Genomic DNA, 23,904 nt, shown 5'->3' with positions numbered 1-23,904 from the left:
TCTGTACTTTTCAAATACTTGGAAAAAATAACTCATCATGCACTCGCTAAAAAGCTTACTGTTAGGGCTATTCCTAATTTTTATGGCATTACCCGCCTTTGCACAGTCAACTTTGCAGCTAATTAATACTGATGAAACCACTCACCTGTCTGACAAAGTCAAAGTTTTAGCAGAAAGCGATATCCAACTAACCATCGACGAAGTTCGTGAGCGAAAAGATGAGTTTTCTTGGCATTCTTCTAACAACCCTAATTATGGCATGCATACAAGCGGTGTATGGTTGCGCACGAGTTTAAACCGCATAAGCGACTTAGATGAGTGGGTAATTGATATCGGGTTCGCCCACATGGACCGCGCCGATTTCTATTTATATGACGGTGACACACTAATTGCCTCGAATAAACAAGGTAAGTTATCGAGTGAGCAGTTCAGTCGTTTTCCTGCTTTCAAAGTGAAACTGCCTTTAGCCAAAAAAGTCGATCTTTACGTTCGAATTGAATCTCAAAGTATGCAAGTTATTGCTCCGTTAGATATTCAACCTTACGAAAGATATATGCGAATGGTTTTCTGGGATAACCTAATTTGGGGGTTGTTCTATGGTGGATTAATCATTTTAGCGTTATACAACCTCGTCCTTTATATGATTAACAGAGAGCACAGTTTATTAGCCTTTGTGGGCTATATTGCAGCTGTCATTACTTGGCAATTTGTGTGGGGAGGTCATTCGGTTTTATTATTGCCTTTTGAAGCAACTTTGTGGTTAACCAGTCATACAGATTTGATTTTCGTGTTTGTGGGTATCGCATCTGGCGTTTTTACATACACCTTTTTAGAAGCGAAGAGAACAGCTTATAAAACCGCTCCCTTTATTAAAATTAATATTGGGGTACTAATTACAATGGGGTTTTGCTCGTTAATTAGTTTATTTCCAGCGGCATGGCAAAATGCCATTGTTTATTTAGTTACCTTATTTGCAATCTTTAGTTTTTTATTCGCAGGGTTTGAAAGTTATAAAAACAAATTTATTGCCGCACGATATTTTATAGCCGCGTGGTTAATATTATTTATAAGTGCGCTGGTAAGTATGACGAGTATCACTGGAATACTACCAACTAATATCTTCACAACCTATTGTTTGCACGTAGGTTTATTTGTCCAAGCCGGTTTGTTTTCAATAGCGATGATGGATAAGAGCCATAATCAGTTAGAACGTGAGATCCAACAAGCCACCAACGATTTGCGCAATAATATGGAGTTTATTGAAGAGCAAAACGCCCGTTTAGATATCGCCAGAAAAGATGCAATTAACGCAAGTACCATAAAATCTCAGTTTTTGGCCAATATGAGCCATGAGATCCGCACCCCACTGAATGCTATTTTAGGTTTTAGTAAAGAGCTTATCCACACGCCCTTGCCCGTTGATAAGCAAGAACATGTGCGCATCATAAACTCTGCAGCAGATACCTTGCTAAATATCGTCAACGATGTGCTGGATGTTTCGAAGATAGAGGCAGGGAAATTGGAATTGCACAATCAACCATTTTGCCCCAATGATGTGCTCGAAGAAATGGTCAGTGTGATGGCAAGGTCTGCACACAATAAAAAGCTGGAATTCATCTATGAATTAACGCCATTGCCACAAAAGCTAGTGGGTGATGCCCAACGAATTAAACAGATCCTAACGAATTTGCTTGGCAATGCACTGAAATTTACTCCTAGTGGTCATATTAGCCTACTAGTAAAAGGTAAAATGCTTCCGCACAATATGTATGAACTTAATTTTAATATTGAGGACACTGGGATAGGCATCAGCCAAGACGATCGTAAAAAACTATTTAACGCATTTTCACAACTAGAAGACTCCACCAGCCGAACATATCAAGGTACTGGTTTAGGCTTAATGATTTGTCAGCAATTAGTGCATTTGATGGGAGGTAAAATTACCTTAACCAGCGATCCGGGAAAAGGCAGTTGTTTCAGCGTTACTATTAGCATAAACATTCTGAATAAATCTGATGAATTTGCACGTAAAATTGGCTGGGGAAAGAAAAAAGTTCTACTGCTAGAAACCGACGAATTGACGACCCAGTCAGCAGCCAAGATGCTAGAAAATACAGGCGCGCTAGTATCAGTAACCAATAATATTAGTGAGTTTATTGCCGCCCAAAAAGACTGGGATACACTGTTTGCATGCCTCCCAGAAGGATATTTAAGTACCCACACTGATACTCTGCACCAGTTAACCAAAAGTGAAATTAGTAACCTAGTTATACTCTACTCTGGCGAAGGTATTTCTTTTGATGAATTACAAACCGTTACCAAACCCACCCAACTACGCTTACCTTTAACACTGAGTAAACTAGTTAGTCTGAATGAATCTTCCAGCGAGTCCAATCAAAGTCAATTGGTACAAAACTTACTTGAGTTACCTAAAATTAAAATTCTTGCTGTTGATGATATGGACATGAATTTACGTTTACTGAGAACTTGGTTAAATCCTTCACATTTAGAATTAACACTCGCCAATAGTGGTGAGGTGGCTGTTAGTTTATGTAATGAGGAAGAGTTTGATATTATTTTGATGGATGTGCAAATGCCGATTATGGATGGTTTGCAGGCTTCTCGCTTAATCCGCAAAACCCAATTAAATGTAGGCACACCAATAATCGCGGTAACGGCACATGCGTTAAAAGACGAGCAAGAAAGATTATTGGCTTCAGGTATGGATGATTACCTGCCTAAACCTATAGATTTAGAAGATTTAATCGTACTGATCAAACGTTGGTGCGACACTGATAGCACTTCAACAGCATATTCTGCCGTGGATTGGACGATGGCACTAAAAATAGCAAACCAAAACGAAGCTGCTGCTAAGGATATGTTAAACGCGTTTGTTAAAGAACTGCCTGAACTCGTCACGCAAATAGAAAGCGCATGGAAAGTGACAGATAAACAAAGTCTGAAACAACTTATACACAAACTACATGGTGCTTGTCTGTATACCGGTGTACCTATGCTGTTGGATTTATGCGACGAGTTAGAAACCGCAATAAAATTAGATGAAATTAGTATTGTAAAACTGCGACTACCAACATTAATTGAAGAGGCTCAAAACGTAATTGAGCACAGTGAAGCCTATGTATAAGGCAATGCTTAATCAATTGAGGGACCATTTACACTATCCAAACACTCCCGCAGTAAACCAACAAACTCCTCACTGCTGCGATCAAGCTCGCCCACTGAGATAAAAATATCAAATCCTAAGCCAGCTCTAAGTTTACTCATTCGATTGGCTAACATGGCAGGTATACCTTTGATGATTTTGCCCTCAGAGGTTTTATAAGTATCATTTTCAATTAACGTATTGCTATAACAGCCACCGCCTACACATTGGTTATTTTGTAAAAGCAATGGGCGTTGTTCTAATAGCAGATTGGTAGCCAGGCGAGGTGAAATACTTTTTAACAAAGGTTCGTATTGCTTAATTTTAATTCCCACCATACCTAAGTTTATTTGCTCAACACCCTGACTAACTTTCGGCACATCGACACGTTGAATGTTCGACCACTCTAACGCCCACTTTCCATGTCGATGGTTGTATAAAATATGGGTTTTGGTGAGTTCAATGCTATGTACGGGTTCACGCACCTTGAACCAACCAATAAGCATAGTGACGATGGATGCGCTAAGGGCAAACACACCAATTAAGTAAAGGGAATTAGGCAGAAATGCCAATAACATGATTGCCACAAACAAGGCTGCCACACCACACAAAAAAGTGGTTAAGCCATTACGTTTGGCAACCCCTTTTATTTTAATACTGTACTGCTCACCTTCGACGTTTCCATCGAGTTTAGCTTTCTCTTGCTCAGCTTGTTCATTGCCAGACATAAAAATACACTACCATCATAATAACGCCCCAGAGCACAATCAGTCTAAAACGTTGGCAGAACGCACAATCAGTACTAAATAATTGTTTTATCAATTTTCGCATTCGTTGTTGCCATCAGGTTAGCTGTGGTGGGTGATAATACCTCAGTTTAGACCAATTAGAAGCGGCAATAAACACGCTTCCCTGAGCTTATTATATACTCGGATGCGATAAAAAGGTTCAACTAACTAGCATGCACAAAAAAGGAGACTCAATTGTATGCTTAGCTGACCAGCACAGCCTCATGGGATGAGGCCTTCTTGCCTCTGCGAATAGCCAAACGGCCCGCCACTATGGGAGTATAAATCAAAGATAAGATAACCGAAAAACCAACGCCTCCGGCCAGTACAACTGCCAAAGGTGGCCAAAAGGTTCCTTCACTGAAAATAAGAAGCGGGATAAAGCCCCCCACAGTAGTAAAGGTTGTAGATAAAATATGTCGGCTACAGCTCATAGTCTCTTTTACAATGGCCTCAATATCCCCAAACTTTGCTGCTGGGTTAGCATTAATTGAGGCGATCACCACAATAGAACCATTAATTGCCACGCCGATTAACCCCGCGCTACCTAATAATGGATTAAAGCCAATAGGTAAGCCAGATAACCACAAACTGAACATCCCTAAACCAACCGATAATACCGCCACTGAAGCAATTAATGCTGCCAGTTTGACACTTCTAAAGGTGAGTATAAGAGTGGTTATCATCAATACCAATAAAACCGGAGCATAAGCAGCTAACAGCCCTAACGCTTCTTGTTGCTCATCGGCATCACCAGCAATGCGAATTCGATAACCTTTAGGTAATTCAAAGCCCGATTCGGCCAGTTTTACTTCCAATAATTTACTCGCATCAACGGCGGGAGCGTTGGGCATTAAATAGCCTTCAACAATATTCACCCGTTCACCATTTTTTCGAGTGATGCCTGCGATGCTAGAGGTAAACCTAAACTCACCCAAGGCTGACGCCGGAACCCAGCGCTGTTGGTTAGTCAAGGAGTTGGTTAATAGTGGAATGGCATTTAATGTTTCAAGATTGTTGCGTTGAGACTCCGGCAGTCTAATACGAATCGGAATTTCTTCGGTGCCTTCTAATACTGAACCACCTATTTGACCATCCAGAGAAGCTTGCAATTGGCTGGCAATATCATTCAATGACAATCCAGCTAATGCTGACTCATTGCGGGTCACATCAAAAATAAACTCAGGCTCACCTAAGGTAATGGTAGCCACACTATTGGTTACCCCTGGGATTTGTGACATCACCAAACGTACTTGTTGTCCCAACTCCTCAATAATCGCTAAATCCGGACCGTAAATTTCCACACCTATAGGTGCAGCAATGGGCGGTCCTTGTCCAAATGCTTTTACCACTACCCTAGCTTGTGGAAAACTTTCATCCAGACTTAATTGCAATTCTGAGATAAGCGCTGCTGCAGATGACACGGATTCAGTAGTCACTACCCCTTGAGCAAAATGCGCCGTATTGTCCCGTTTCATTACTTGGTTGTAATAAATCGACGGTGTGGAAGCTCCCACCAACCAAGTGACTTGATTAACACCATCGTGTGAACGTATGTGTTCGTCCATCTGCATCGCCACTGTTTCGGTACTTTGCAGTGAACTGCCTTCAGGCAACCACATTTGGATTTCAAACTGATCGCGGTCGGCACTGGGGAAAAAGACATTGCCTAATTGCCCGGCCAAAACAAAGCCTGCAACGGGCAAAGCTGTCGTCACTAAAAGTAATAAAATCGGTCGCTGAATGGCTCGGCTAATACTGCGTTTATACCAATCTGTCAGGCCCTTAAATTGGATGCCACCTTGATACCAGTGCTGAACTGTTTTTTCAGTATCTGGGCGCGGTAAAAAGCGAGCCGCCAATGAAGCAATAACCGTAAGGGAAATGAGCAGTGAACCGATTAACGCCATCACTACACTAATAGCAATGGAACTAATAAAATCACCAATATTACCAGGCAACAAAAAGATCGGCATAAACCCTAAAATAGTGGTTAAGGTTGACGCCAAAAGGGGACTAAATAAGTGTTGTACGCTTTTTACTAATGCATCCAAACGGGAATTTTGACGATCCAGCAAGTTAGCTCGAATTTCATCGGTTATCACAATAGCGTTATCAATTAACAAACCAATTGCGATAATAATTCCGAAAATCGACATTTGGTGAATTTGTTCATTGAAAAGATTTAGCGAAAAAAGCGTAAACGCGGCACTCAAAGGCAACGAAATACCAACAATCCAAGCGGAACGAAAGCCCATAAAGAGAAATACTACGACCATCACCACTAAACATCCCATCAACAAGTTTTGGGTAAGATCAACCAATCTTGATTCGGTGTATTGGTTTTGTTCAAAGATGATATCCGCGGCCACGCTACCTTGATAGAGTGAATTGAAGTCTTCCAGCGCTTTTTTACTATTGGCTGTCCAGTTGTCGACACGCACGGTTGATTGCATTCGGGCCGCCACAAACACCTTCTGCTGCCCATTCACTAAGGCAATATCGTTGGGCGGATTTTGTGAACCTCGGTAAACTTTGGCCACATCCTGTACCCGTAAAAACTGACCATTAGTCGACACCGACAACGGAATATTGCGGATCACATCTAAGCTGGTTAACTCCTGAGCAACTTGAATACGAATATTTTGACTATTAGTACGTACCACACCTGCAGGCAATTTAGGGTCGGCATTGGCAATTAATTGGCTGACTTGGGGTACCGTTAATCCCACGCTGGATAGTTTATGGGGGTCGACTTCAACAACGATTTCTTCGTCTAATTCCCCGTATATTCTGACCAACTCAGTACCTGGAACATTTCTAAGCCGGTCAGCAACTTCATCACTCATGCGACTTAAAATAGACATGGGGGTTTGATACCCCTCAGGGGAACCTAATGCAACTAACAAAGTAAACGATGTAGCACCGCGCTTTTCATCTAATTCAGGCTCTCCAGCTCCAACGGGAAATAACTGACTGGCATCGGCAATGCTGTCACGAATTTTTGAGAAAATTTGCTCGTTATTGCTGTTATCTACCCAAGCTTGAAGTTCAATACTGATAACCGATATACCTGCCCGAGAGGTAGAGTTAATTTCTTTAATTTCAAATAATTGCCGTAGCTCATCTTCAAGAACATCACTGACTAGCGCTTCAACCCGCTCGGCAGACGCTCCAGGATAAGGCGTAATAACCAGTACATTACGAGTATCAATTCGCGGGTCTTCAAGTCTAGGTAGTGAAGAAATCGCTGAAATACCTGCCACTAATAAAATGATGATAGTTAGGGCTAGTAAGTGACCGTTGCTAAAAAATTGGGTATACCAAGGCCCGTTATCTTTGTTGTGTGCTGGCTGCTGATCCATCATTACAGCTTTCCTTGGTGGGAAACCAGGTCACTTGCTATCTCGGAGGATTTTTTCGCAACCACAGCATTGACGATTTGCCCAGGAACAAGGCGGTGGGCACCATTGATAACCATCCAGTCATTTGTTTTTAGGGCACCACGAACGTAACTGTGAGTTTTGCCCGCAAATAAGACTTCAACGGAACGGGATGTGACTTTTTGTTGACCTTTATCAGACACGGTAAACAAGGTCCATAATCCGCGAATACCGCTGCTAAGAGCTTGTTTCGGTACCCATACACCAGACTCATCAACCTGTTTACTGTAAACCAAGGCAATTAAATCTCCTGGAAGTAATCTATGTTGGTTGGCTTCTACGGAAAAAATCACATCGATGGTGCGAGTGTCCATCTGTCGGGTTTTAGCGATAGATTTCACTATCCCAGACAACTTAATACCATTGGCAATTAATTGATGTTTTTGGCCAACGCTTAAACCAAAAGCTTGATCACTAGACATGGCGATCCGCGCATCATAAGCCGACGTTTGTTGTACCACCACCACGGGTTGTCCAGCACTAACGACGGTTGACGGATCTACTGGTCGAGACACAATAGTGCCATCAAAAGATGCTCTTAATTCAGACTTTTCAATTTCGACCTTCAAGGTATTGATCCGTGCTTGAGTTTGCTCAACTACAGCTTTAGCGACTTGGGTGTTTTCGTCCACTTCATTCAAACGTTGTGTAGACTCTAAATTCCTATTAACTAACTCAACTACTCGCTGTTGTGACTGTTTGGCCAAACGCAAATCTGCCTTGGCAGATTGTAAGGCTGCATCTAACTCTTTCATGGATGCATCGAGACGCTGGGTATCAAGTTTAGCAATGAGCTGTCCAGCAACAATCTGGTCGCCCTCATCGACTAAAATTTGCTGCACTTTACCAGCTAACTCAAACCCTAGATTTGAAAGGTTTGCAGACTCCAACCGGCCATAGGCAAGTTGCTCTAACTGGTAACTGTCTTGAGACGAGAGTTGAACAACTTCTACTTGGTGAATTTTTGCTTCTGAAGGAGGTGGGATTACCTGCCCAGAACCTGCTGCGACCATTAACCCGACTACTGCAGTTAACGGCAAGATAAGTGCAATTGGGATTAGAAATGTTTTAAATGACGCTTTATTCACTGTTCAAGCCTATTTCAGATTGTTATTTTGTCTAACACAGTTTTGTATTAGTATAGAGAGTAATATATAAATACTAGACCGTCTAGTTTGATAATTAATTTTTAATTTAAACAAGAGTGAAAAAGTGCCCCATTCTAAACCTGAAATAAGTTCGAACTGTTTGAAAGCACAGGCTAAAGCTGGCAGACCTAAAAGCGAAGAAAAGAGAATTAATATTTTGTTGGCCGCCAGTGATCTGTTCTTAGCCCAAGGGTTTTCCTCTACCTCTATGGATCAGGTAGCAAAAAAAGCGGAGGTCTCTAAACAAACCGTTTATTCACATTTCAGCAATAAAGAAGCCTTGTATACGGCAGTTATTACCTACAAATGTGCCCAATATCAATTAGGTGAAGAGCATATGGGGGATGTGGAGCAAGATCCCGTAGAGGCTCTACTTACCTACGGCAACCAAATTATTAATTTATTACAAGATGAACAGTCAATAGCCATGCATAGAATAGTGATTGGTGAACTGACCACCAACCCTCGTGTAGCAGAACTATTTTATATGGCAGGCCCACTGCATGGTATCGAGATTTTGTGCAACTTTTTCCAACAAAACTCGCAGCTAAAACTAGACAAAACCAAGGCTAAATACTGGGCCTATACATTTTTTAATATGTTAAAAGGTGATTTCTATTTGCCGAGTTTACTAGGTTTACCGTTTAGTAAATCTCAAGTAAAACAAACTGAATTAGTCAAACAAACAGTGAATCATGTAATGCAAATGATTAAAGCTGAAAATTAATTGTTAGCGTACGCCCAACACTCTAATTCCAACATGGAGCCCATGGCTAAACCATCTGCACCAAATGCACTTCGTGACGGTAGTTTTTTAGGATTAAAATAAGTGATGTAGACTTTATTGAAATCAGCCCACTTTTCAATATCTTCGATCATCACAGTGCACTTAAACACATCATCCATCGTCAATCCTAAACCGTCCAATGTGGCGGCAATGTTTTTCATTACTTGATGGGACTGATCTGTAATATTGTCAGCTAAATTGCCATTCTCATCACTGGCAATTTGACCAGACAAGTACACAATATTATCAACCTGAGTAGCTTGAGAAAAAGGCATATTCTGTTTTTCTGCGGGGTAATATTTAACCTCGGCAAAACTATTAAAAAGTGTGCATGACAGCAAACTTAATATTCCGACTTTAGTCATTTTTAACATATCTCAGTTTTCCTTTTTATGATTTTCACTACTAATACTGCGGTTTATCAACTAACTCTAAACATCGACATGCTAAGCTGTGCAAATCAAAAACAGCTTAGTGTCTTTATCTAACCATTGGTTTAAAAGCTGTTTTTAGTGTTCTTTGAACATGCCTATATTGATCTCTCAACATGCTCAATATTTAGTCTCCCATAACCCAAAAATCGGTTCAACAAAGACAAATCCCAAATCGGCTAAAACACGTATATTTAAAGCCTAATAGTAATTAACTTAAATTTATCACCACCCTTTCCCTACTTTCTATGCTTAGAGCTTTGCATATGCAAAAAATAAAATGCCCATAAAGTGCAGAAATAATAGGCAATTCATACTAAAGTAGACTTGTTAGTTTATGTTAGTCGGAGCATATTTTTGCTCAAATAATCAATCTAAAAATGGGGCTTTAATGACATTTGTTCTCCGTATCTGTATCACGCTTTTTCTAGCTAGCATTAGTTTGTTCGCCACCGCGCAAAATGAAGTGCATTCTTTGTGGCAACCAGCCAAGGCAAGCACTCAAATCGATTTGCGCTTTGGGCAAACTGTGGCACAAGGATACGAGCTAACAATTAATCCTGATGAGCTATTGTCTTTGGTAAACAATCAAGCCACTGAGTTTCAACTTGTCATCCCTACTCCCGAAGGTGATTACCTCATATTTAAATTGAGTCAAGTTCAAGTAATGGCTGAAGCACTGGCAACTAAGTATCCGTTGATCCGATCATTTACTGGTTATAACCTCGATAACCCTAATGATATTGGGCGCTTTAACATTTCAGCAAATGGGCTGTCTGCAATGTTTAAGATAAACAATGAATGGGCAATTTTAACCTACGATAAACTAGGTCACCCTGAAGATTATGTAAGTTATTGGGTAAAAGAGGAAATTCCCCCAGACACGCACAAGTCGACACTCTCGCAGCCGCAGGATTTTTTAACTTTACCCTCTAGCATCAAAACAGAATTGAAAAAAGTTGCTACCGAAAACACCGATGCAGCTAGAGCCAACGGAAATTCCATTACTACTTATCGCATAGCCATCAGTACTAGCGGAGAATATACCGCGCGAAATGGCGGAGAAGCGGGCACCCTCGCAGAATTAGCAATATTGATTAATCGTATCAATGAGATTCTACTCACTGACTTTTCCATTCAGTTTGAGCTTGTAGCAAACAATGACAGAATCATCTACACCGATAGCACTACTGATCCTTTTGTGAATGATGCCAGTGATGACTTGGAGGCCAATCAAATCGTTATTGATGATCTCATTGGCTCTGAAAACTATGATATTGGGCATTTATTAAATACCGACTCAGGCGGCTTGGCCACCATTCAAAGTATTTGTATCGACGGATTTAAGGCACGAGGGCAAACAGGTAGCAACAGACCTTTCGGTGAAAGCTTCTACACCCAATTAGTTATTCATGAATTTGGCCATCAGTTAGGTGCTGAACATACCTTTAATGCCTCCAACACAGCAGGTTGTACCGAAGACCAGCGCTCAAGAAACTCTGCCGTTGAACCGGGCAGTGGCTCTAGCATAATGTCTTATGCTGGACTATGTTCTAGCCAAAATATTCAAGATGACTCAGACGATTATTTTCACAGCTTTTCAGTTGAGCAAATTCAATCACTTCTAAGTCGCCGAAACTGTGGTACAACCGAATCCAATGGCAATAGTATTCCGATTATTAGCAGCGCCGAAATAAACCATACGATCCCCGCAAATACCCCTTTTGTGCTCACTGCTCAGGCCAACGACAGCGATAATGATACTTTGAACTATGCTTGGGATCAGATAGATCCTGGTGGTTTTGAAGGAGCTACAGAATCCTTAGCAGAAATGTCTGAGGACAATGGCTTTAACCCTTTGTTTCGATCTTATCCGCCAGCAAATTCATCGACTCGCTATTTTCCACAGCTTTCTGAGGTGTTAATGGGTTCAGTGGGGTTTGGGGAGACCTATGCAACTACTGAGCGTGAACTCACCTTCGAGGTTATTGTCCGAGATGGCAACGGTGGCGTGACCACACAAATGGCAAATATCAATATACAACCCACTGACCAGGCATTTTCGGTGTCACAACCTTTAGCAGACGCGCGCTGGATTGGCGGGCAAAGTCATGTGGTTGAATGGGAGGTGGCTGGCACAAATACCGCGCCGATTTCCTGTGCATCAGTAGATATTAGTTTAGATGCTGACGGAGATGGTGTATTTGAATCGACCATTTTAGCCAGTACCGCAAATGATGGTCTACAAAGTATTGTCTCTCCAAGTACCAATACCAGCAATGCGCGTTTACAGGTTAGCTGTTCCGATAATGTGTTTTATGCAGTAAACCCTGGAAGTTTTGAAATTGTACCCGGTAGCGAGCCTGTAGCGCCGTTAATTACAGGACAAACTGAGCGAACCGAATTAGAAGATACAAGTTTCGTGATTAACTTTTCTGACTTAATCGTAGATGACCCAGACTCTAGCTATCCATCCAACTTCAGCTTAGATTTATTTCCCGGTGCAAACTATGTTGCTAGTGATGGCAGCGTGTCCCCTGATGCTGATTTTTCAGGTAGCTTAATGGTCAACCTGTCAGTAAATGATGGGGTGAGTGATAGCAATGTGTTCCCATTTGTTGTGCAAATTGAAGCCGTTAATGATGCTCCTGTTGCGGTGGATGACAGTATTGAGATAGAGCAAGATTCAGGGACAATCAGCATAGATGCATTAAGTAATGATACAGATGCCGACCAAGACTCGTTGATTATTTCCGAGGTCACCTATGTGGGCACTGGACGCGTGGCGATTGATAATGGACAAATTAGTTATACTCCCGCCAATGGCTTTTTTGGCAGCGACAGCATTATTTATCGTATTGAAGATCCCAGCTTTGCCACGGATTCGGCAACTATCGATATTACGGTGAACCAAGAAAATGTCACCCCGTTACCCATTCCTCCCGCAGAAGACTCTTCTGGCGGCGGCAGCTTGGGTTGGTTCATGTTGTTACTAGCAGCTACCAGGATAACAATCGGCAGATTAGCGGTTTGTTCTAAATGAGTGTGTTGAAAGTGGCCTGTGCAACCTTGGCCGTGATTAATTTATCTGGCTGTATTACAGAAACTGTCAGTTCTACCTCAAATATTTCAGCAAACAAATCTGCAACTGGTTCAGCATCTCAGTCTCAATTGAATTCAATTCAACAGGCAGAGGCGGATGCCAAGGTTGCAGTTAAACAAGGGAACTTTAAGTTATTAGCCTTTACTAACAGAGTGATTAGCTTTCCTGGCATAGATATGGATCTCTATCCTGTGGCGGTGATTGAACAACAATGTGGCATTAAATACCTAGCAGGTAGTGGTGATACATTAAAAATGGGGGAAAGTACCGTGTCCAGAAAAGCCCTTAAAAAATATGCCACAACCTATAACTTAATTGTCTTGAAAGGCTGCCAAGCATTTCATAAAAATAATCAGAAATAAGATTATCCGACAGCAAATTTTTGATAGACTCTCGTGCCAGCAGCAGGATAAGCGCTATTCTCAGCCTAATCATTTTTCCTGTCATTAAACATAAGGGTATGCGATGAATTTTGAAGGTCAGCACATTCTTTCAGTTAATCAGTTCGACCGTGATTCTATTCAGGCGATATTCGATGTAGCTGATAAGATGACACCCTATGCGCTTCGTCAAAAACGTACAACAGTGTTGGACGGAGCGATTTTGGGCAACCTATTTTTTGAAGCCAGTACTCGAACACGAGTTAGCTTTGGTACTGCATTTAACCTACTTGGCGGTGAAGTGCGAGAGACCACCGGCATGAGTAGTTCGGCGCTGGCCAAAGGCGAATCTTTGTTCGATACTGCCAGAGTATTAAGCGGATATTCCGATATTATTACCATGCGTCACCCGCAATCAGGTTCAGTATCTGAATTTGCAGAAGGCAGTCGAGTTCCAGTGATTAATGGTGGTGATGGCGCCAATGAACACCCGACCCAAGCTCTGTTAGATTTATACACCATTAGTAAAGAGCAGCAATATCACGGTGGACAAATTGACGGTATTCATATTGCCATGATTGGTGATTTAAAATATGGTCGTACGGTGCATTCATTATCAAAATTATTAAGTTTATTTAAGAATGTTCGTTTCACTCTGATTTCCCCCAAAGAGCTGGCCATGCCTGAGGCAATTTTACAGGTGATCCGCGACGCAGGTCATAGCGTTAAAGTAACAGATCAGCTTGAAGGCAGTGTAGATGCCGACATCTGTTATCAAACTCGGATTCAAGAAGAACGTTTTGAAACTCAAGCTGAAGCAGATAAATATCGCGGAAAGTTTCGTTTAAACCAAACTATTTACACTAAACATTTCCAATCTAAAACCGTCATTATGCACCCACTTCCACGGGACTCACGAGCCGACGCGAATGAGTTAGACAATGACCTGAATTTACACCCCAATTTAGCCATTTTCAGGCAAGCTGATAACGGCGTATTAGTCAGAATGGCGCTTTTTGCACTGACCCTTGGGGTAGAGAATTTAGTGTCAAAATACGATCGTGACGTTCATTGGTATAGTTCAAAGAGATTATAAATTACATGCAAAAATCACAACAATTGTTCGAACAAGCACAAAAGCACATCCCAGGCGGTGTTAACTCTCCAGTACGAGCATTTAAAGCCGTTGGTGGCACTCCGCCGTTTATCGTCAAAGCCGATGGACCATACATTTACGATGCAGATGGCAAACAATACATCGACTATGTGCAATCTTGGGGACCTATGGTGCTAGGCCATAACAACCCGAAAATACGTCAAGCGGTTATCGACGCTGCGGAAAATGGCCTTAGTTTTGGTGCTCCTACAGAATCTGAAGTGACCATGGCGGAAATGGTTAATAAACTGGTTCCGTCAATGGAAATGTTGCGTATGGTGAACTCAGGTACAGAAGCGACCATGAGCGCCATACGTCTAGCCAGAGGGGTAACGGGCAAAAACAAAATTCTTAAATTTGAAGGCTGTTACCATGGTCACGCAGACTCATTGCTGGTTAAGGCCGGATCGGGCGCTTTGACCTTAGGTGTACCTAGCTCCCCTGGTGTGCCTGCTGATGTGGCACAACATACCTTGACCATGGAATTCAACAATATCGACAGCGTGAAACAAGCCTTTACCGAGTTTGGTGATGATATTGCTTGTATTATCGTAGAACCCGTTGCTGGCAATATGAATTGTATTCCACCAGTTGATGGCTTTTTACAAGGTCTAAGAGACATTTGTGACCAACACAACAGTATTTTAATATTTGATGAAGTTATGACTGGTTTTAGAGTCAGTCGTGGTGGCGCTCAAGAGTTATATTCCATTGTTCCAGACTTAACTTGCCTAGGAAAAGTTATCGGTGGTGGCATGCCAGTGGGCGCATTTGGCGGCAAAGCAGAAATTATGCAACAAATTGCCCCAACGGGTCCTATCTATCAAGCGGGTACCTTGTCAGGAAATCCAATTGCCATGGCGGCTGGTTTAGCGTCCCTGACTCAAATTCAAGAGCCTGGCTTGTATGACAAACTCACCCTTGCAACCAAAACACTAGCGGAAGGAATAAAGTCCTTAGCCTTGGAACATGGTATTCCGATGACAGTGAATTATGCCGGCAGTATGTTTGGGATTTTCTTTACGGACATTGAGAAAGTGACCAATTATCAACAAGCGATTAATTGCGACACCGAGATGTTTAATCGTTTTTTCCATAGCATGTTAGCCAAAGGAGTTTATTTGGCTCCAGCGTCATATGAAGCAGGATTTGTGTCTGCATTGCATGATATGGATATTGTTGAAAAGACATTGCAAATTACCAAACAAGTCTTCGCTGAATTAACAGCCGAATAGGTTTAAAAGAGATGCTGTGTTAGGTTGAATACAACATTCACAAAATAATAAGAAAAAGACGCAAAAATGTTGCAACAAATTTTACAACCTCTGCCGTTAGTTTTAGTGATTATAATAATCATTATGGCTGCGGCATTGTTGCGTCTAAAACGAATCTTAAAACAGCAAACTAATCCAAACCAATCCGCTCAAAACCATGCCCAAATGGAAACGCAGGTGCAAAGCACCCTGCGCGCCAACGAAGCAGATCAACGATTTTTATCCAAAGCAGATGAAGCCTTACGCTTAACACAAACCTTTCAAAAGTTTGTACCTCGACAATTTGTTGAGCATTTTGCTAAGCATGGTTCAGACACCTTAGAGTTAGGTCGTGCCGATGAAGATGAAGTGGCTATTCTGTTTTCCGATATTCGTGGTTTTACCGGTTTATCGGAGAAGATGACACCGCAAGAGTTGATGAAGTTTCTCAACTCCTATTTCTTGCGAATGAATGACCCCATTCATCAAAATGGTGGTTTCATTGATAAGTTTATTGGTGATGCGATCATGGCGTTATTTGACCATCCCAAAGGCACAAATCGAGATAAGGCCATTGATGCTCTCAATGCCGCTGTCGATTTACGTTATGCCTTGAACGTTTATAATCAACACAGACACAACAGTGGTTACCCGCCCATAAATATCGGTGTTGGCATTCACTTTGGGCCCGTAATTATTGGCACTGTGGGCTCTGATGATAGAATGGATACCACTGTGATCGGCGATAGCGTTAATATAGCCTACCGCTTAGAGTCCCTAGCACCTAAATTAGGGGCGGACATCATAGTCAGTTCCCAATTATTGGAAACTGCGGCAGCTAAAGAGAAGTTTAGCTACAGGTTTCTCGATTGGGTCAGAGTTAAAGGCCGCAAAAATCCGGTGGAAGTGTATGAAATACTCAATCATCTTCCTGAAGAAACTATCGCGTTACGAAAGAAAACCGCACCTTGGATTGAAAAAGGGGTGGAACATCGCAAGTCTCAACAATGGGATGAAGCTTTAAATTGTTTTGAAAAAGCGCGGATGTTGAATCCAGATGACCATTTAGTTGCCCATCATATCGCCCAGTGTCATTCCATAAAAAGCTCCCTAGTTTCCCTCGATTGGGATGGTGCCGCAGACTTGTAACTCAAGGGGCTAAAGCACCCGTCTACGACTCCAATCATCCCCCTGTAGCATGGCCTTTAGGCCATGGAAAAACCAAATCTCATTCTCGGGGCTAAAGCACCCGCCTACAGGTAATAGGCAATCAAACATCCACCTGTAGCATGGCCTTCAGGCCATGGAAAAAAACAACCACATCCGCGGGGCTAAAGCACCCGCCTACAGGTAATAGTCAATCAAACATCCACCTGTAGCATGGCCTTTAGGCCATAGAAAAAACCAAACACAACCACGGGGCTAAAGCACCCGCCTACAGGGTAATAGGCAATCAAACATTCCGCTGTAGCATGGCCTTTAGGCCATGGAAAAAACAACCACATCCACGGGGCTAAAGCACCCGCCTACAGGTAATAGGCAATCAAACATCCACCTGTAACATGGCCTTTAGGCCATGGAAAAAACCAAACCTCATTCTCGGGGCTAAAACCCCCGCCTACAGGTAATAGGCAATTAAACATCCACCTGTAGCATGGCCTTCAGGCCATGAAAAAAACCAAACCTCATTCTCGGGGCTAAAGCCCCCGCCTACAGGTAATAGGCAATCAAACATCCACCTGTAGCATGGCTTTTAGGCCATGAAAAAAACCCAACACATCCTCAGGGCTAAAGCACCCGCCTACATGTTTTGAAAAAACATCCCTTTCGCTGTGCTAAAGCCCTCGTCCACACTCAATTTACGTACAAAAAACGATCAACCAACCGTTATCACGGCAATACTTAATTTTTCAATGATTTTCATTCACTTACAGGTTTGCTATATTGCATTCAGTAGTAGCAAGGAGAGCCAGTCGTGGTTTCAAATTCCCCCCAGCAAGAACCTTCCAATAATCGACTTTGTTTCACAACAATTTCCCCAATAGACGTGCCTTTTTCTCTTATCAGAGGGTTTAACCGCAAATCTGATAATTTTAAAAAACTCATGTCCTCACTGAGTCAAAGGGAAGATATTGAGAGTGTAACTTGGCTAAATGATGGGCCAGAATATGTAAACCTAGATAGTGATGTATCTTCTATGTCATTTTTCTTATGGAAGACACAGTGGGAAAATGTTGAGGTGAAATTTCATATTTTCCCAAATGAACTTGCAGTAGTTGAATGCCAACTAATTCTGCCGGTTCAGACTGACGTTAAAATCATGGAATCAAAGGTTCAACAACAGGCGGAAGCTGCCATACAAGAATCATTACCGGCCTTAGAAGCGGTGATAAAAGACATTTATAGTAAGATCAATAATCCCTTATTAATCAAACCAAGGTCGCGTTCAACACGACTTTATTGGACTGCTCGCTCATTGAATGTGCAACGCACCCAACTTGAAGATACCCAAATCCGTCAGTTAATACATCAGTGGTTAGCGGAAACAGAATGCCCAGAAGATGCAGATAAAATTTGTAACTTGATCAACTATGACAACGCAGCTAGCGCCAATGATTTCGATCCCGTTAAAACCGAATCCATGACTTGGCTAAACTATGTAATCGTGGACAAACGGGCAAAAAGTGATCCGCGAATCGACACTATGATACTTGCTCAATACTGCTACACCGCCCAAGAAAAGTGTAATTTACGATTACACGAAGCTATTGCCCACGCTTATATAGATGGAAATTTATTAGGTGCGCAAAATCAACTAGAAGACAGTCGAATTCAATCCAAACTCCATCAAGTTTCAATAAATGAACACAAAAAGTATTTAACGCGACAAAAAAGAAAGTATTTGGACGAGATCTTTGAATCATGGGAATTCGATTTGTTGATCAAAAACGGCGATGACATGAAAGAGATTTGTTCAAACAAGATTGAAGAAGCCAACTCTAAACAAAGCAAACTCAACAGTATCAAAACCGATAGAATTCTATTCGCCATCAGTCTTTTCACTATTTTCGAATTATTAATATTTCTCTCCCAGCACAGTAGAGAAGTCATGTCTCGCCCTGCGCTAGATTACAACGACGAAAGCTCTTCTTGGATCCTAACGTTAATCGCCAGTTTAGATGCAGATACCATGTTTGGCATTGGTATAGGTTTAATGATAGCCCTTGCTTTCATTTATATGTCTGTTGCCAAAAGGAAATTGTAATCATGGGCAAGAAACTATTCTTATTGATGGCTTTGCTTTTAAGCGCCACGTTTCAAACCGAAAGAGGCTATGCGCAAGACGCCTCAATTGAAGTACTAACAGATGTTTGGGCTCCCTATATTAATCCACAAAGTGAGCCAATGGGACGGGCGGCGAAAGTATTAGATACCATAGCGGCCTATGCACAAGTCAACATTAACTGGCGTTATGTGCCCTATCGTGATGCAGCCTTGTTATTAGAGAGGCAAAAAGCGCATCTGAGTTATCCCTATTTTTATACCCAACAAAGGGCTGAAAAGCACTACTACTCTAAACCCATATTTTACCTGACCAGTCGACTCTATTTTAATCGTCATTTTGTGTCTTCGGAATTAGCCAACAACTATGAATCCCTCACAATAGCCAAAGTGGCCGGTTACAGCTATGGAGAAGAAATCGACAAAATTGTCACTGATGCACAACAATACGAAACCGAAGAAGATGCACTTATCGCCCTATTGAACAATGAAGTGCAAATACTACCGATGACCGAAGGGGTGATGAATAACTTATTGGATACCCGCTACGCCGAGCAAAAGCAGTTAATTATTCCCGTTGACAATGTGAAAGACGAATCCAGTCTACACATTATTGCCAGTAAAACGGCTGAAGGTAAGGCACTCATTGAGCAATTTGATCAGGCAATCACCATGCGCTTAAATGGTGAAGACGCGCAACTTCAACCCACTCAAAACCTACAACAAAAAGTAGATTTGGCGACCTTAGTGACATCTGAGGGTTTCCCTGCCATTTTAGGCGAGTTTACCAACAAAAATGGTAGTATTGATTACTACACAATTCCCATCGGCACCAGGGTGATAGTTCTGCAATGGAGTTCAAAGATTTTAAATCCGTCCCATTCAGATCGAATTTACAAGAATATGATGGAAACTAGTAACGTAGTTATTTTAAATGGTCCCCATGTGGGAAAAGAATTGCGGGTTAAAAACATGCATATTCAGTTAGAGCCATGATTACTATAGGTTTGGGCTGGATAGGCACGGTTTTATATTTACTCAACCACGCTTATCTGTCTTTGGTAACGAACTGGTCTCCACGGGTTTATTATGCTGGAAATTTAATAGCTGCCACTAGCCTGATAATCAATTCGGTATTGGTCTCTTCATGGCAAGCCGTTGTCATAAATGGCTTTTGGGCAGTGATTAGTTTGTTATTGCTGCTCAATATCCCCTTAAAAAATACACCGCTTACATTTCGAATGATGGCAATTACTGTGGCTTGTATGTGGGTTGCCGCTCTTTTCGGTCTGTTTTATGAATTTGAGCTGGCCATTCGCATTTTAGGTTGGACATCTGCTTTAGTCTTTGGAGCAGCTTATTTGTTATTTTGCGCTCAGAAAATGTCGCAAAAAACCTATTTGTATTTAAATGTGTATGCCGCATTGGCATTAACGCCGCAGTTATGGATGGATAAAAATTATCCGGTACTCACCTTAGAAGTCATTTGGGCGTTGATATCTATTCATGGGGCTTTGCGTCAACGCGACAATACCCATTTAATAGATTAGTTGTTAATTGCGCGGGGCTGTAGCATGGCCTTTAGGCCATGAAAAAAACCAAACACAACCACGGGGCTAAAGCACCCGCCTACGACCTATGTCTTATTGTTTGCTGCGGTTGTCAATGACATCCTGATTAAAATCCAAACAAAGGTGATTATTATGAAGGCCGCAAACCGTTTAAAACTTATGGGATTAGGCGCTTATTTGCTTGCCATATTCGCGCTACAGCAGGTGATCATTATTCCCTTAATTGCATTACTTTCCATTGTAGCCATATACAAAAGCAAATCTGAGATCATAAAATCTCATGCGAAATACATCATTTCCGTGTTTGTTGTGGTGATTTCAGTGGTATTAGTTACAGCCAATGTATTTAACGGCGAACAACAGGTATTTGCGGCTATGGTGGCCATCAGCATTGCCTTTCTTATGTTAGCTTATGGGGCTTTGCGCATGGGATTTTCTAAGAAACCTTTCGCAAATAGATTGGATGTTAATTTAGATTCAAACTAAAGCACTGGCCATCAACTTACTTCTGAGTTAAATCAAATGACAGTATTTAAGTTGGTGCGACTAAAAACAAAACAGTATTAACATAGCACTTTATGGTGTCGACTTTCTGTTCGACACCTTAGTTATCAACCTCTTTTTAACCGTCTCTCTCACTTGTCTTTGTTGGCTTTAATAAAGTTTAAAGAAGGTGCAAAAAATGCCGCGCCGGTTTCTGGCACGGTAAAATCTAGTAACCTATCATAAACGCCATTTTCGTCACCAAATACCATGCTGCTTAACATCTGCGTAAAGGGTTTTGGACTGTTCGCTAGGGATACAAAAAACAGCCCTTTCACCACCATATCGCCATAGGGCATACTCTGGCGTAAAATTTCTAGACTGTTACCTTGGGCATCTTTAATTCCCGAACGTTTAACATGAGAAAACGCAGGTTTGTCTTCGCGGGCATATTCCACATTGTCTTCTTTGGTGCGGCCAATAATGTCTTCTTGATTCTTAACCGGTAGCCTTTGCCAACGGTCCATGTGGGTCCGATAGCGTTGAATATGAATGTAACTGCCACCAGCAAAATCAGGGTCTTTATCCCCTACTATGGCCACTTTACGTTTGTGCATACCTTTAGGGTTTTCTGTCCCATCAACAAAACCAATTAAGTCGCGGCCGTCCAAATATCGGAAGCCTTTAACTTCTTCAAATAACTCCACGTGCCCCTTAAGTAATTCACACACTTCACTGCCGATGGCAAAACAAACATCAGCACGGTCAGCGCGAATTTGAATAAATAAATCACAAGGCGTTGCCGGAGCATTGCGGTCATCACACTCCATATCCGGAAAAGGAGCAAGTTCCATGGGAATTAAGCCTGGATATAAATCGGTCCAATAACTATTTCCTATGGCAATTACACCAGATACCATGGCTTCATAATGTTCTTCATCATAGTGTTCAAATATGTTTAGAATATGTGCGAGTTTTGCACGTATAACTTGCGCATCGTCATCGATAACGTTAAACATCAGGTATTGGGCGTGTAAATTAGGTTCCGCACAAATGCCTTTTTGAGGTTCAGTCATATTTTTTTGTTCTTTTAATTTAAGTGTTTTAGCAATAAAAATGGCATTAGTAGCCTGATGCTTGCCCATCTTTTCGGCTTTCAGAAGCGCCAAAGTATACGCCAGTTTTAGGGTCTCTGAGAATAGCTTGATAACCACCATAGCTTCCCGACACATCTCGTAAAACATGCCCTTTTTGTACTAACTCTCGTCGAGTTTTAGCGGAAAAACCACTTTCTAGGCTCACATAACCGCCATCGGTCATCGAGGTACCCGTCGGCTGGCTAGAACCACTGTGTAATATTCTTGGTGCATCACCCGCTTCTTGCAAGTTCATCCCAAAATCAATTAAGTTAATAATAATTTGCGCATGCATTTGCGGTTGTGTGCCGCCTCCCATCACACCAAAGCTCAACCAAGGTTTACCATTTTTAGTTACAAATGCCGGTATTATGGTGTGAAACGGACGCTTGCCGGGTTCATAAAGGTTAAAGTGACCTTCTTGCAAAGAGAATAACTCGCCACGATCTTGTAAAATGAAGCCCAAACCAGTGGGAGTCATGCCTGAGCCCATACCACGATAATTTGATTGAATAAGGGACACCATATTGCCTTCTTTATCAGCCGTGGTGAGATAAATAGTATCACCTTCATTAAGGCCAGCATCGATGCGCTTAGATGCGCGTTTTTGGTCGAGTAATTTTAATCTTTGTTGCGCATATTCTTTGGAAATCAGCCAATCAGTGGGAATATCATTGAATGCAGGGTCGGCGTAATACTTGGCACGATCTTCAAAGGCGAGTTTTTTCGCTTCCACAAAAGTATGTATATATTCAGCTGAGCCAAAGCCCATGCCTTCGATGTCAAATTGCTCAAGCATATTTAATATTTGTAGCGCCGCAATGCCCTGAGAATTAGGTGGTAACTCCCATACATCATATCCACGGTAATTACTCGATACCGGCTCAACCCAAGTTGACGTATGACTGGCTAAATCTTCATAACTCAAAAATCCACCTTGCTCTTTCATATATGCAGCTATAGTTCTGGCAATATCGCCTTTGTAAAATGCATCTCGGCCACCAGTAGCGATTTTTTCAAGAGTAACTGCTAAATTTTGATTAACGAACACTTCACCTTTTTTCGGTGTTGCCCCATTGGGCATATAAGTTTCAGCAAATCCCTCATACTTGCTGAGAATCGGTGCACTGCGATTCATATACCAAGCAATGAGCTCACTGACAGGAAAGCCTTTTTTCGCATAATCAATTGTCGGTGATAAAATCTCGGTCATAGGTAATGAGCCAAATTTACCATGCAACTCAAACCAACCATCAACGGCACCAGGTACGGAAACAGGTAGCGGGCCATGGGAGGGGATTTTCTCCATGTCATTTTGTTTGAAGTATTCAAGAGTGAGGGATTGAGGAGATCGACCTGACGCATTCAACCCGTAAAGTTGCTTGGTTTTAGCATCCCAAACAATCGCAAATAAATCACCACCAATACCATTACCTGTCGGCTCGACTAACCCCAACATAGCGTTGGCAGCAATGGCTGCATCTATGGCATTTCCGCCCTGTTTAAGAATATCTAACCCAACTTGGGTAGCCAATGGTTGGCTGGTGGCAACCATACCATTAGTGGCAATCACCTCAGATCGAGAAGCAAAGGTTTCACCAGTAATACGATCATAGGCTGAACTGAATTGACTAAATACAATTAATGAAGCGAAGATACACGGCAGATATCTCATTAAACCACCTTTTATACTAATAGATGCCTTAGAGGATACGCTGTGCGCCCTTTGGTTTAAAGAAAATATAGAAACTAGTAAATAAATTTCGTTTCTAACCGTTCG

At 41.8% G+C, this 23,904-nt stretch carries 17 protein-coding genes; 11 read left to right on the top strand and 6 right to left on the bottom strand.

Annotation, left to right across the window (positions count from 1 at the left end):
- Positions 1 to 37: 37 nt before the first annotated feature.
- Positions 38 to 3,145 carry a 7TM diverse intracellular signaling domain-containing protein gene (locus ABJV04_RS10600; RefSeq protein WP_348491487.1) on the top strand — a complete coding sequence of 1,036 codons (3,108 nt, stop codon included), beginning with the start codon at positions 38 to 40 and terminating at the stop codon, positions 3,143 to 3,145.
- 8 nt (positions 3,146 to 3,153) lie between these two features.
- Here ABJV04_RS10600 and ABJV04_RS10595 read toward each other — a convergent pair whose 3' ends face one another.
- The 3 genes from ABJV04_RS10595 to ABJV04_RS10585 all read right to left on the bottom strand — a co-directional run bounded on the left by ABJV04_RS10595 (position 3,154) and on the right by ABJV04_RS10585 (position 8,482).
- Complete coding sequence (locus ABJV04_RS10595; RefSeq protein ID WP_348491486.1) at positions 3,154 to 3,891, bottom strand: DUF2982 domain-containing protein; 738 nt, start codon at positions 3,889 to 3,891, stop codon at positions 3,154 to 3,156.
- Between the two features lie 263 nt (positions 3,892 to 4,154).
- Positions 4,155 to 7,316 (bottom strand): efflux RND transporter permease subunit, encoded by a 3,162-nt coding sequence (locus ABJV04_RS10590; protein ID WP_348491671.1) that lies wholly within the window; start codon positions 7,314 to 7,316, stop codon positions 4,155 to 4,157.
- 2 nt (positions 7,317 to 7,318) lie between these two features.
- Positions 7,319 to 8,482 carry an efflux RND transporter periplasmic adaptor subunit gene (locus tag ABJV04_RS10585; protein WP_348491485.1) on the bottom strand — a complete coding sequence of 388 codons (1,164 nt, stop codon included), beginning with the start codon at positions 8,480 to 8,482 and terminating at the stop codon, positions 7,319 to 7,321.
- 124 nt (positions 8,483 to 8,606) lie between these two features.
- On the opposite strand from ABJV04_RS10585, the gene ABJV04_RS10580 reads away from it, so the two are divergent.
- Positions 8,607 to 9,269, top strand: a complete 663-nt coding sequence (locus ABJV04_RS10580) for a TetR/AcrR family transcriptional regulator (protein WP_348491484.1) — start codon at positions 8,607 to 8,609, stop codon at positions 9,267 to 9,269.
- Here the strand turns inward: ABJV04_RS10580 and ABJV04_RS10575 are convergent.
- A complete protein-coding gene (locus tag ABJV04_RS10575) occupies positions 9,266 to 9,703 on the bottom strand; it encodes a RidA family protein (protein WP_348491483.1) in 438 nt (145 codons plus the stop codon). The two genes, ABJV04_RS10580 and ABJV04_RS10575, sit on opposite strands and share 4 nt — an antisense overlap.
- A 448-nt stretch (positions 9,704 to 10,151) precedes the next feature.
- Here ABJV04_RS10575 and ABJV04_RS10570 point away from each other — a divergent pair, with 448 nt between their 5' ends.
- The 9 genes from ABJV04_RS10570 (at position 10,152) to ABJV04_RS10530 (ending at position 20,991) form a co-directional block, all read left to right on the top strand.
- Positions 10,152 to 12,803 (top strand): reprolysin-like metallopeptidase, encoded by a 2,652-nt coding sequence (locus tag ABJV04_RS10570; RefSeq protein ID WP_348491482.1) that lies wholly within the window; start codon positions 10,152 to 10,154, stop codon positions 12,801 to 12,803.
- Positions 12,800 to 13,225, top strand: a complete 426-nt coding sequence (locus tag ABJV04_RS10565) for a hypothetical protein (RefSeq protein WP_348491481.1) — start codon at positions 12,800 to 12,802, stop codon at positions 13,223 to 13,225. The genes ABJV04_RS10570 and ABJV04_RS10565 overlap by 4 nt, the downstream gene beginning before the upstream one ends.
- 103 nt (positions 13,226 to 13,328) lie before the next feature.
- Positions 13,329 to 14,339 carry an aspartate carbamoyltransferase gene (locus ABJV04_RS10560; protein ID WP_348491480.1) on the top strand — a complete coding sequence of 337 codons (1,011 nt, stop codon included), beginning with the start codon at positions 13,329 to 13,331 and terminating at the stop codon, positions 14,337 to 14,339.
- 5 nt (positions 14,340 to 14,344) lie between these two features.
- Positions 14,345 to 15,634, top strand: coding sequence for a glutamate-1-semialdehyde 2,1-aminomutase (hemL, locus tag ABJV04_RS10555; RefSeq protein WP_348491479.1), 1,290 nt, complete (start codon positions 14,345 to 14,347; stop codon positions 15,632 to 15,634).
- A 66-nt stretch (positions 15,635 to 15,700) separates the two neighbouring features.
- A complete protein-coding gene (locus ABJV04_RS10550) occupies positions 15,701 to 16,801 on the top strand; it encodes an adenylate/guanylate cyclase domain-containing protein (RefSeq protein WP_348491478.1) in 1,101 nt (366 codons plus the stop codon).
- Positions 16,802 to 17,627: 826 nt separating this feature from the next.
- The gene (locus tag ABJV04_RS10545) at positions 17,628 to 18,917 is read left to right on the top strand and encodes a hypothetical protein (RefSeq protein ID WP_348491477.1); all 1,290 of its coding nucleotides are present in this window, start codon (positions 17,628 to 17,630) and stop codon (positions 18,915 to 18,917) included.
- Positions 18,918 to 18,919: 2 nt separating this feature from the next.
- Positions 18,920 to 19,930: a transporter substrate-binding domain-containing protein gene (locus ABJV04_RS10540; RefSeq protein ID WP_348491476.1), complete on the top strand. Its 1,011-nt coding sequence runs from the start codon at positions 18,920 to 18,922 to the stop codon at positions 19,928 to 19,930.
- Positions 19,927 to 20,484: a hypothetical protein gene (locus tag ABJV04_RS10535; protein ID WP_348491475.1), complete on the top strand. Its 558-nt coding sequence runs from the start codon at positions 19,927 to 19,929 to the stop codon at positions 20,482 to 20,484. Before ABJV04_RS10540 ends, ABJV04_RS10535 begins: the two co-directional genes overlap by 4 nt.
- Positions 20,485 to 20,637: 153 nt before the next feature.
- Complete coding sequence (locus ABJV04_RS10530) at positions 20,638 to 20,991, top strand: hypothetical protein (RefSeq protein WP_348491474.1); 354 nt, start codon at positions 20,638 to 20,640, stop codon at positions 20,989 to 20,991.
- A gap of 149 nt (positions 20,992 to 21,140) precedes the next feature.
- Here the strand turns inward: ABJV04_RS10530 and ABJV04_RS10525 are convergent, their stop codons facing one another.
- On the bottom strand, positions 21,141 to 22,064 hold the full coding sequence (locus ABJV04_RS10525) for a Dyp-type peroxidase (RefSeq protein ID WP_348491473.1): 924 nt from the start codon (positions 22,062 to 22,064) through the stop codon (positions 21,141 to 21,143).
- A gap of 46 nt (positions 22,065 to 22,110) precedes the next feature.
- Entirely contained in the window at positions 22,111 to 23,799 is a 1,689-nt protein-coding gene (gene ggt / locus ABJV04_RS10520; RefSeq protein WP_348491472.1) for a gamma-glutamyltransferase, read from the bottom strand.
- Between the last annotated feature and the right edge of the window lie 105 nt (positions 23,800 to 23,904).

The sequence above is a fragment of the Aliiglaciecola sp. genome (assembly GCF_039982535.1).
Lineage (GTDB): Bacteria > Pseudomonadota > Gammaproteobacteria > Enterobacterales > Alteromonadaceae > Aliiglaciecola.
Note: the sequence above shows the minus strand (reverse complement) of the source record. Positions and strands in the feature narration are given on the sequence as shown.